The sequence below is a fragment of the bacterium genome, assembly GCA_035703895.1.
Taxonomy (GTDB): domain Bacteria; phylum Sysuimicrobiota; class Sysuimicrobiia; order Sysuimicrobiales; family Segetimicrobiaceae; genus Segetimicrobium.
In genome coordinates, this window is the sequence record DASSXJ010000168.1 from 1 (window position 1) to 10,610 (window position 10,610).

The window sequence follows — 10,610 nt, forward strand, 5'->3', positions numbered from 1 at the left end:
TAGCGTTCCCTTCCCCAAATGCAGGTGACGCCGAAATGATCAGCAACACCGCCATGGTCACTGCTTGTACATTCCACATCGTTTTTCCTTAACATCTCATGGTAACCGGATTTCCATTCTGGGCATTCCCGATTGGCGCCCACCATCGCGTCCGCGATTTCAAGGTGCCAGGATGCCTTGTGGTGCTGATCACGAAAGGGATGGGCGATTTCCAAGGCTTGGGCGAGGGCTTCGCGCGCCGCCTGGGTATCGCCCAATTTCCTGTGAGCGATACCGATTCCAAGATGCAACCGTGTATGAAGCAGCGGGTCTTGCCCCAGGTATTCTGAGAACTGCAGCCCGGCCTCAAATGCCCACAACGCGGAACCCGGGTCTCCAGCCCCCAGCTTGACGAAGCCGAAGCAACAATGCACCGCAGCCAGTGCCGCACCATCGCCGCTGCGAATCAAGACCCGAAGGCAGCGGTCCAGCCGGCGTTGGGCCCTCTGCAGGCCCCCCAATTGCTGGTCCGCCAGCGCGCCTCCGTATTGGGCCGCATCGTGATGAAAAAGCGGATAGGACTCCCCGCACCGCTGAACTGGTCCACCAGAGCATCACCCGAACCTGTTGATTCTCCTTGACGGTGCTCCTTGACGTCAGCCGATCTGACTGGAGAACGCCAGCGTGACCTGGAGGGTTTCTACGCACCTCCGCGAACTACTTAAGCAAAATCTGCTCTTTGGCCGGGACCTTGCGCTGGCAATCGAAAGCGAATAAAGGATATCGGTCACTGAGGATTCGGCTGGCCACGTCCGGTACCTTCTTTCGGTCCTACCTGGATTGTCTCTGAACAGTCCCTCTGCAGTCTGCCTTCCACGAGAGTCGGGCAGAATAAATCCATGGGGTCAGACGGAGAGTACATTGGATCTTCACCGCACCTGAGCTAAGGACTGCTCAGCCTCGCGCCTGGAACGACCTGATCGGATCTCAAGCGCGATGCGAATGGGGGAAGCAAATGGGGAAGTCTCGTCTGACGATAGCCCTGCTGGCGGCGATGGTGCTTGCGGCAGCGCAAGGGGCCAGCGCGCCACCGTTTGCATTCGTCACGAACTTCATCGGCGGCACCGTACCGGTGATTGACACCGCGAGGAGCACGGTGACCGCCACGGTGGGGGTGGGAAGTGGCCCCGTCGGCGTGGTGGTGACGCCGGACGGGGCGCGCGCGTACGTTGCCAACCCCTTCAGTGACACCGTGTCGGTGATTGACACGGCGAGAAATACGGTGACCGCCACGGTGGGAGTGGGGAGCGGTCCCGTCGGTGTGGCGGTGACGCCGGACGGGGCGCGCGTGTACGTCACGAACACATACGACGACACCGTGTCGGTGATTGATACGGCAACGAACGCGGTAACCGCCGCGGTACGGGTGGGGGGTGGCCCCGGTGGCGTGGCGGTGACGCCGGACGGGGCGCGCGTGTACGTCGCAAACAACGATGGCAACACCGTGTCGGTGATTGACACGGCGAGGAACACGGTGACCGCCACGGTGGAGGTGGGGAGCGGTCCCGGTGGCGTGGCGGTGACGCCGGACGGGACGCATGTGTATGTTTCGAACAACGAAAGTACCACCGTGTCCGTGATTGACACGGCGAGGAACGCGGTGACCGCCACGGTGAGGGTGGGACGGAGTCCTGTTGGCGTGACGGTGACGCAGGACGGAGCGCATGTGTACGTTGCGAACCAGGCCAGTTACACCGTGTCGGTGATTGATACGGCGAGGAACGCGGTGACCGCCACGGTGGGAGTCGGGGTGTTCCCCTTTGGCATCGCCGTGACGCCCGACGGCACGCGCGTGTACGTTGCGAACAACGATAGCAACACGGTCTCGGTGATCGAGACGGCGAGGAACGCGGTGACCGCCACGCTGGGGGTCGGGGTGTTCCCCTTTGGCATCGCGGTGACGCCCGACGGCTCGCGCGTGTACGTTGCAAACGAGGGCAGCAACACCTTGTCGGTCATTGAAACGGCGACGATGCGCCGACCGTCACGGTGGGGCAGGGAGTAGCCCTCTCGGGGATGGGTCTGCCCTGTGTGAGGCGGGGCAGGTACCGGGACGCCCGGCGAGAGGGAGTCCCGCGGTCCGGGTGGCTCAAGCGACAAGGCTAATGGGGCACGTAGAACAGGAGATCCTTCAGAACACGCGCGTCCTCCGTGTTGGGCCGGGTCGCGATGAAGGTGCGGAAAAGGCTTCTTGCATCTAGGTAGTGGACGCCCAGCAGGTCGAGGAAGCCCAACCAGTATGTCGCCTGTGGATTGGCGCTGTCCCGGCCCAAGATCGTCTGGTACAGGGAAACCGCTCGGTAGATCTCCCCACGTTGTCGGAAGGCTCGCCCGGGATCCGCGGACCTGGACAAGAGCATTTCGGACCTATCGAGGTACGGACCCAGGATGCCGGAAACCCGTCGGCCGAGCACTGCGTACAGGTCATTCCCTCGCGCTTTACTTCCAAGGCCAAAAGCGCTGGTCGCGCCGTCCAAGTCGTCCAGGGCCAGAGCGGTGATGCCTCCGACAGCGTAAGCCAGCGGGTGTCCATGCCCGGAGGCAATCACGGGACGCAGGACGTACCATGCTTCCAGGAGGCGTCCCTGCTGGCAGAGGTTGAAACTCTCGTTCTCTGCGGGGGCGAGGACTGGGAGTCGGGTTTGCCAGTCAGGGAATGCGCCCGTTTCTTCGCGGGCGGCGTCAGGCAGGGTGCTGTCAATAAGAGAGACCGGCCCTATGGCCACGGTAACCCGGCGGGTGTCTTTTGTTGCCAAGAACCTGCCGACTTGATCGGCTGGTTCGGCGGGCGCCAGGGTCAATACCGTCGTGCCCGTTTTGACCGGAACCCGCTTGATTGAGACGAACAAAGGTGCCGAGGGCGGAATCGCGGCCTCCAGGAGCACTGTGTTGCCCACGATCGCCCGAAGCAGTCTGCGGATTCGGAAACTCTCCGCCACAAACCGGACGTCGAGCGTGATTGGAGGACCCTCATTGATGAGCAGTAGTTCTCCTGAGGAGCTGATCCAACGCCGGAGCTTCCCCCGCTCCCACCGCTCTTCAGGATACACACCCTGGCCGAATTCTACCTTGACTGGCCCTGTGGCCCCCCCACGAGGGTTGGATGAGGGGAGGGAGATCAGAAACCCTATTATCAGGATAACACTGAGAAGGGAGGATACCACCCTGTGGTCCCAAGGTTTACGGGTTCGCAGGAGCCCCCTCCTTTCCCAACAAGATTCGGAATCCGGCAAGGCGTGTCCTCTCATAGGGCTTTGGACGTGGAATCGCATACGAGAGCTCGAGACTGTACGTTCCGAAATCGTTCGCGAGGTCTCTCTGGCTTTGGGGAGGTGTCTGTGAGAGTACGGTCACGTGCGTCAATCGGCGGGAACGCAGGCGCTCTTCGGCTTGCGGGCGATCGAGGTCAGAGCTCAGGAAGCTGAACTGATCGGTGGAGGCCGTGAATCCTGATAGTACCATTTGAAGAGCCCCACCGTGAGTTGCGCCCGCTCAAGGGACTCGTTGGGGATGATGTAATAGTCTACGAATGCCTGATCCCCTTTGAGGCTCACGATCTGGGTGATCTGATACCGGCGGACCTGGCGGCTCTGGGAGTTGCTTTGTTGAAGGGGAATCGAGGACCAGGTCAGGTACGCGCGGTTCCCCGACCGATCCAGTTCGATGCCGAAGGCATGGCTCCACAAGTCGGCGGTCACGCCGTCGACGGTGACGTAGGAATTCCACCCGCTGAACTCCACGAGCGCGTCCCCATACCGGTTGAGAAGGGCGGCCTTGTTCATGCCGGCGTTGAGCGTGTAGAGGGCCGTGAGTGAGCCGCCGGGGAGGCGCACTTCTTCAGGGACCTCGACGGCGTACATGCGCGTGAGGTTGCGGATGGTCGCCCCGAGGATGACCATAAGGAGAACGAAACCGGCGGCAATCAGGATGCGGTCAATGTGCCGCCAGAGGAAGGTTTTCAAGCGCGGCCTCCTTTGCAAAGACCCTGGACGCGTAGAGGAGCAAAGCGACAAAGACCAGGACGAGTGTGGCGAGGATGAGTAACCACCAGAGCCACGGCCAGGCCTGACCGGCGTCGAAGGTGTGGAAGAGGTCGGCGTGCTCCCCGAACAGGGTCAGGTATGCCGGACCCAGAAAGACCAGCAGCGGGGCCGCGATCGTCGCAAAGGCGAAGGGGAGCGCGTACGCCGCTCTGAACAGGAAGGCTTTTGCCTCGGATGGCCGCTGCTAATCCGTGGGTCAGGGCGGGACGTATGGTCGGGTTGATCACGCTGTGAGCCTTGTCCTACTTGGTGGGCGAGGAGGGATTTGAACCCACACGGGATGTCATCCCAGCGGATTTTAAGTCCGCCTCGTCTGCCGGTTCCGACACTCGCCCATCCCACGCCATAGTACACAGGTTTGCGAGGCAGTTCAAACACGCCCCCGCGCGGCATCCGCACGGGGAGAGGGTCACACGGTCTCACGAGCCTCCTCGAGCGTCTCGCGGGTTTCTTGAACCAGCCAGTAGAGAAACGCCAGCGCAGCCACGTCTTCTACCCATCCCACGTGCAACGTCGCGTGCAATCCCAGTCCGAGGAGGACGGTTCCGGCCATGTATCCGCACGTGAGCGAGCTGGCGGCGTCACCCCGCAACGACGCGCTGCCGAGTCGTGCGGCGATGCGCCGTTTCGTGTACGCCAGCCAGGGCATCACGATGAGCGCCGCCACCGCCATCACGATGCCCACGAGAGAACTCTCCGGTGCACTCCCCGTCGCGAGATCGATCACCGCCGTGACGAACACATACACACACAACAGCGCGAGGGCGATTCCGGTCACCCAGGACGCGCGATGCTCGGCGCGCTCCACGCGCTCGACGTCCGCACCCCTTGCCTCCACCAGGAGCCTCCAGAGCACGATGGCGCCGGTGGCGAACTCGATGACGCTATCGATTCCAAACGCGGTAAGCAGGACGCTGTGCGCCAGAACCCCGGCGCCGATCGATACGGCGGCCTCGACCACCATCCAGACGAGGCTAAAGAGTTCCACGCGCACGCCGGCACGAACGTCCGCGGCCCTGGCCGCGTCAACGGGCATCGCAGGCGCGGGCGCTCAAAAACGAAGAAGCGGCATCTGCCGCGGCGGGGGTGATGGAGGCGACGGGCGGATTCGAACCGCCGGATGGGGGTTTTGCAGACCCCTGCCTTGCCGCTTGGCTACGTCGCCTCGAGTTTCGGGATGGAGCGGGAGATGGGACTTGAACCCACGACCTTCTCCTTGGCAAGGAGACGCTCTACCTCTGAGCTACTCCCGCACACTGCTGTACACGATCGATGCTGTGGACATTATAACAAAGGCTCTAGCACTGTCAAAGCGGGGCGCCTGCGGGGCCCTGCGAGTGGAGGCCCGCACCGTGGGCGTCTTATGCTCCGGACTGCTTCACGAGCGAGAGGAATTCGGCCCGGGTACTGGGGTTCTCGCGGAAGATTCCTCGAGTGGCCGAGGTCACAACGCGGCTCCCGGGTTTCTTCACGCCCCGGATAGTCATACAGAGGTGCTCCGCGTCAATCACAACCGCCGCTCCGCGCGCGCGCAGGCCCTCCATGAGCAGATCGGCAATCTGCGAGGTCAGGCGCTCCTGGACCTGCGGCCGCCGCGCCAGTGTCTCCACGACGCGGGCGATCTTGCTGATTCCGACGATCCGCCCCTGAGGGATGTAGCCCACGTGCGCCACACCCCGGAATGGGATGAGATGATGTTCACACATCGACGCGAAGGGGATGTCCTTGACGATCACCATCTCCTTGTGCTTTTCTTCGAACCCGGTGGCGAGGAGCGCTGCCGGATCCTCATGCAGCCCGCTGAACAACTCCTCGTACATGTCGGCGATGCGCCGCGGCGTCGCGACCAACCCTTCCCGCTCGGGTGACTCGCCGATCGCGCGCAGGATCATCCGGACCGCCTGTTGGATCGCCTCCTTGTCCACGCCCGCTCTGACGCTGCGTGTCCGGCCTGCTCCGTTGACTCGGGTATTATGCTTGACCACGTCCGTCCACCCCTGCCGGTTCGATCGCGCCGGCGTGCAAAATAGCCTGCATCATCCGAACCAATCGGGCCATGAACTTCACGTCGTGCGTCCTGACCAGGTTGGCCCCCTGCGCTACGCCGTAGGCGACCGCGGCCGCCGTGCCTTCCAGCAGTTCCTCAAATGGGAGCCCCATCAGGTCGCGGATGTAGTTCTTCCGCGAGGTGGCCAGATAGATCGGGTAGCCCAAGCTGCGGAACTCCCCAAGCCTGCGCAGGACCTCCACATCGTGGTGCGGGGCCTTTCCAAAGCTGAACCCTGGGTCGATCACCACTTGCGCGCGCGGCACCCCGGCGGTTTCGGCTGCGGCGGTCCGCAATTCTAAGAATGCATAGACATCATCCACGACCGAACGGTACTGGGGGTCGAGCTGGCGGACCTTTGGACGCCCCTGAATGTGCATGATCACCAGAGCCGCCCCGGAGGCCGCGGCGATCTCGGCCATCCGGATATCAGCAAGACCGCTGATGTCGTTGATGAGCACGGCGCCGGCATCGACGGCGCTGCGGGCGACCTCAGGAGTGTAGGTATCGACGCTCACGGGAACAGGTATGCGGGCGGCCAGGACCTCGACCAACGGCACGACGCGGCGGCTCTCTTCGTCCGGGTCCACCCGGGGACCGGGGCGCGCGGTTTCCCCTCCAACCTCGATCAGATCGGCTCCCTCGGCGGCCATCTCCTCCGCCCTGTGGATCGCCGCCTCCCGGTCGAAGTACCGACCTCGATCGTAGAACGAGTCGGGGGTGGCATTAAGGATCCCCACGACGAGGGGACGGCGGAGGTCGAGTGTTCGCGCACCCGCGCGCAGGACGCGCGGAGGGTTTCGGAACCGGTCGAGCGCGCGGACCGCGGCGGCGAGCGCATCGTGCGCGGGCGAGGCCACCGCGGCGAAGCGTGACCGCGGTCCCTCGATGACGATGTCCCCATCGCCCAATGAGGCCCGCAACCCAAGGCGGGCAGATGCGTCCGCCACCTCCGCCATCTGGTTCTGCGGCAGGCCGCTGACCTTGACGGCGTAGACACCTTCCCCGCCGGCCCCGGGCGGCGCCGGCCACCGGATCACCCGGCCGGAAAGGGCGGCGGGCGGATGCCCGGACTCCGAGCCCTGTGGATCGACGGTGGGCCGCGACGACGCCATGATGCGCTACGCGGGGTGGTCCTGGAGGTAGCGGTATATCCGCTCGGCGACCTTCGGTCCGATCCCATCCACCGCGGCGATCTCTTCCAGGCGCGCGGTTCGAATGTTTCGCACCGATCCAAAGTGTCTGATCAACGCTCGTTTTCTCCGCTCTCCAACCCCGGAGATCTCGTCGAGCGCGGAGAAGACGATCCGCCGTTCCCGCAGTTTCTGATGATAGGTGTTCGCGAACCTGTGCGCCTCGTCGCGGAGCCGCTGCAGCAATTGGAGCGCCGGCGACTCGCGGGGGAGGATCCTCGGCTCGGCCAGGCCTTTAACGTACACCAACTCCTGCTGTTTCGCCAGGGCGACCGCTGGGATCGCAAGATTGTATTCGAACAGAACCTCCTGCGCGGCGTTGAGCTGGCCTCGCCCGCCGTCGAGCACGATCAGGTCCGGCAGGGCCGCCCACTTCACCGGAATCGGCTCGTCGCGGTCCAACCGCTCCTGCTCTTTCTGCGCCTGCGCGAACCGCCGGCGCAGGACTTCCTGCATCATCGCGGTGTCGTCAGGACCTTCCGTGTACTTCATACGGAATCGCCGGTAGTCGCGCTTCTTCACCCGCCCGCCCTCGGCCACCACCATCGACGCGACGGACTCCCCACCCTGGAAGTTGCTGATGTCGTAGCACTCGATCCGAACCGGGGGAGCCTCGAGGTGCAGCAGGGACTGCAGATCCCGGACCCCAGGGCCCTCCGCCTCGCCCGAACGCGCGCGCTCCTGCGCGAGGTTGAGCGCCGCGTTCTCGCGGGCCAAGGAGACGAGGCGGACACGATCGCCGCGTTGGGGGATGGTCACCTCCACGCGGCCGCCGCGCCGCTCCGTCAACCACCGCTCGATCACCGCTTGGTCGGGCACCGGCTCCGGCAGGAGAATCTGCGGCGGCACGATCGTCGCCGTCTCGTAGTACTGGGATAGGAACGCGCCGAGCGATTCCGCGGGGGACGCTCCGCGCGTTCCCCGGAGCATGAAGTGCTCCTGCCCGCTGACCCGGCCGCCCCGCACGAAGAAGATCTGCACGCACCCCAAATCGCCGTCTTGGGCAAGCGCGAGCACGTCCCGATCTTCCCCCCCCGACGAGATGATGCGCTGCTTCTCGCCCAGGGCTTCCAGGCCCCGGATCTGATCCCGCACCTGCGCCGCACGCTCGAAGTTCATCGCGTCCGCCGCCGCCTGCATCTCCCTCCGCAGTTCCTGGAGCAGATCGTCTTGCTTGCCCTCCAGGAACGCTCCCGCCTGCCGGACCTGCTCGGCATACTGCTCCCGGCTGGCCCCCCAGGCCACACACGGCGCGCTGCACTGCCCGATGTAGTAATCGAGGCACGGCCGGGGGAGATCGCCGCTGATCTCCAGGTTGCAGGTCCGCAGCTTGAACAGCCGGCGGATCAATCGGATCGTCCGGCCCACCAGCTTGGGCTCGTGGTATGGGTACGGGCCAAAGTACTTCCCCCCGTCGCGGGCGACTTTCCGAGTCATCACGATCTTCGGAAACGGGTCGTTGGTGAGCTTCAGGTACGGATAGGCTTTGTCGTCCGCCATGCGGACGTTGTACCAGGGATGGTGGCGCTTGATGAGGGTGGCTTCCAGGATGAGCGCCTCGACCTCATTGGCGCACACCACGGTCTCCAGGTCTCGGATCTTCGAGACCAGGTGGAGAATTCTCGGGCTGTCCGAGTGGCCGGCCTGGAAGTACTGGCGCACGCGCGCGCGGAGCGACGTCGCCTTGCCGACATAGATCACCCGGCCGGCTCCGTCCTTCATGAGGTAGACGCCCGGCTGGTCCGGGATCGTCCGGAGCTTCTCGGAGAGGTCGGCCGGCGTCTGCGCCCCAGGCACCCCGACCGACGGGGACTCGTCGTTCTGCATGGTAGGCGACGTCATCGCTCCTCCATTATACCGGAGGAGCCTCGGAACCAACCGGGCGCCGGCTACTGGGGAGGGCGGAGCGCCTCCACCGCCTGGCGGCCTGCGCCGAGCAGCAGGCGGGCATCGTTGGCGAACATCAGCAACCGCATGCCGAGATCGCGACCGTATTGGACCACCTTGACATCCGACGGGTGGATCCCCGCCGCGACACCGCGGCGCTTGGCCACGTCCACGACGTGACGGTAGGCCTCCTGCATCGTCGGATGGAGCATCTGGCCCGGGACCCCGAGCGAGATGCTCAGGTCGGTCGGCCCGATCAGGAGGACATCGATCCCGGGCACCGCGGCGATCTCATCCAGTTGATCGAGGGTCCGGCGGCTCTCCACCTGCGCCATGATCATCGTCTCCGCGTTGGACCATGCGATCGCGTCCGGTACCGACGCCCCGGAGTAGTCGGTGGCACCTGCCCGGAGGCCAAACCCGCGTTCCCCCACGGGCGGGTACTTTGCGAAGCGCACGATCTGCCTGGCATCGTCCGCCGTTTCGACGTGCGGCACCATGAGGCCCAGCGCGCCGATATCCAGGGTGCGGGCGACGAGGGCGTACGTGATCTCCGTCACCCGAACGAGTGGGGCGATTCCGGCGCTACGCGCGCCCCGGCAGATCCGCTGGAGGCTTTCCGTGTTCGCGGAGCCGTGCTCGGTATCCACCACGAAGAAGTCGAATCCCGCCGCGGCCAGGATGTAGGCCACCTCCTCGGTCAGCATCTCCGAGACCATCGTGCCGACGACGGTTCCCCCCTCGCGAAGTCGCGCCTTGGCGCCGTTCTTGGTCATCCCACCCTCCTCTCGGTCGTCACCGGGCGGCCCGGGCGGCGGTGAGGCGGCACCCGGCTTGATCCTTCACCGTCCGGTTCGCCAGATACGTCGGCCACTCGCCCCGAAGGTACTGCACAATCTGCCGGCTGACTTTTTGGGCCAGGTCGTCGATCGCCTCGATCGTGGTCGAGGCGTAGTGCGGAGTCAGCACAATGTTCTCCATCTTGAGCAGCGGGTTGTCTTTGGCCGGCGGCTCGGTCCAGAGGACATCGAGGCCGGCGCCGGCGAGCCGGCCCGAGCGGAGGGCCTCGATCAATGCCTCCTCGTCGACGACCTTTCCCCGCGAGGTATTGACCAGAATCGCCCCCGGCTTGATCGCCGCAAACTGTGCCCTCCCGATCAGCCCCTCCGTCTCTTTGGTGAGCGGCGTGTGCACCGACACGACATCGCTGCGCGCCAGGAGCGCCTCCAGGCTGTTGACCTTTTCGACCCCCAACTTCGCCATCGCCGGGGCCTCCACGTACGGATCGAACGCGACCGGCTGGAAGCCAAACCCCTTCGCGCGCTCCGCGACCATACGGGCAATATGGCCGAATGCCACGAGCCCCATGGTCTGTCCCCGGAAGCGCCGCATCGGCAAGAG

10 protein-coding genes and 3 tRNA genes are annotated in these 10,610 nt (G+C 64.7%); 1 reads left to right on the forward strand and 12 read right to left on the reverse strand.

Going from position 1 to position 10,610, the window contains the following annotated elements; translation table 11 throughout:
* A partial coding sequence (locus VFP86_11815) for a tetratricopeptide repeat protein (GenBank protein ID HET9000327.1) occupies nt 1-449 on the reverse strand: 449 nt, incomplete at its 3' end.
* A gap of 545 nt (nt 450-994) precedes the next feature.
* On the opposite strand from VFP86_11815, the gene VFP86_11820 reads away from it, so the two are divergent.
* Nucleotides 995-2,044 (forward strand): beta-propeller fold lactonase family protein, encoded by a 1,050-nt coding sequence (locus VFP86_11820; GenBank protein ID HET9000328.1) that lies wholly within the window; start codon nt 995-997, stop codon nt 2,042-2,044.
* A gap of 97 nt (nt 2,045-2,141) precedes the next feature.
* Here VFP86_11820 and VFP86_11825 read toward each other — a convergent pair whose 3' ends face one another.
* From VFP86_11825 to VFP86_11875, 11 genes are all read right to left on the reverse strand, one after another.
* Nucleotides 2,142-3,203 carry a hypothetical protein gene (locus VFP86_11825; GenBank protein ID HET9000329.1) on the reverse strand — a complete coding sequence of 354 codons (1,062 nt, stop codon included), beginning with the start codon at nt 3,201-3,203 and terminating at the stop codon, nt 2,142-2,144.
* A gap of 249 nt (nt 3,204-3,452) precedes the next feature.
* Nucleotides 3,453-4,001, reverse strand: coding sequence for a hypothetical protein (locus VFP86_11830; GenBank protein HET9000330.1), 549 nt, complete (start codon nt 3,999-4,001; stop codon nt 3,453-3,455).
* Nucleotides 4,002-4,329: 328 nt separating this feature from the next.
* Nucleotides 4,330-4,417: transfer RNA gene (locus VFP86_11835), tRNA-Leu, on the reverse strand.
* A gap of 74 nt (nt 4,418-4,491) precedes the next feature.
* Nucleotides 4,492-5,118 (reverse strand): cation transporter, encoded by a 627-nt coding sequence (locus VFP86_11840; protein ID HET9000331.1) that lies wholly within the window; start codon nt 5,116-5,118, stop codon nt 4,492-4,494.
* A 54-nt stretch (nt 5,119-5,172) separates the two neighbouring features.
* A tRNA-Cys gene (locus VFP86_11845) sits at nt 5,173-5,247 on the reverse strand.
* Between the two features lie 13 nt (nt 5,248-5,260).
* Nucleotides 5,261-5,335, reverse strand: a tRNA-Gly gene (locus tag VFP86_11850).
* Between the two features lie 108 nt (nt 5,336-5,443).
* Nucleotides 5,444-6,007, reverse strand: coding sequence for a GTP cyclohydrolase I FolE (gene folE, locus VFP86_11855; GenBank protein HET9000332.1), 564 nt, complete (start codon nt 6,005-6,007; stop codon nt 5,444-5,446).
* A gap of 46 nt (nt 6,008-6,053) precedes the next feature.
* On the reverse strand, nt 6,054-7,244 hold the full coding sequence (gene folP, locus VFP86_11860; GenBank protein ID HET9000333.1) for a dihydropteroate synthase: 1,191 nt from the start codon (nt 7,242-7,244) through the stop codon (nt 6,054-6,056).
* Nucleotides 7,245-7,250: 6 nt separating this feature from the next.
* Complete coding sequence (gene uvrC, locus VFP86_11865) at nt 7,251-9,164, reverse strand: excinuclease ABC subunit UvrC (GenBank protein HET9000334.1); 1,914 nt, start codon at nt 9,162-9,164, stop codon at nt 7,251-7,253.
* A gap of 47 nt (nt 9,165-9,211) precedes the next feature.
* Nucleotides 9,212-9,985, reverse strand: a complete 774-nt coding sequence (locus tag VFP86_11870; GenBank protein HET9000335.1) for an aldolase/citrate lyase family protein — start codon at nt 9,983-9,985, stop codon at nt 9,212-9,214.
* Between the two features lie 19 nt (nt 9,986-10,004).
* Nucleotides 10,005-10,610, reverse strand: a 606-nt coding sequence (locus VFP86_11875) for an NAD(P)-dependent oxidoreductase (GenBank protein ID HET9000336.1), incomplete at its 5' end; no start/stop codon positions are given.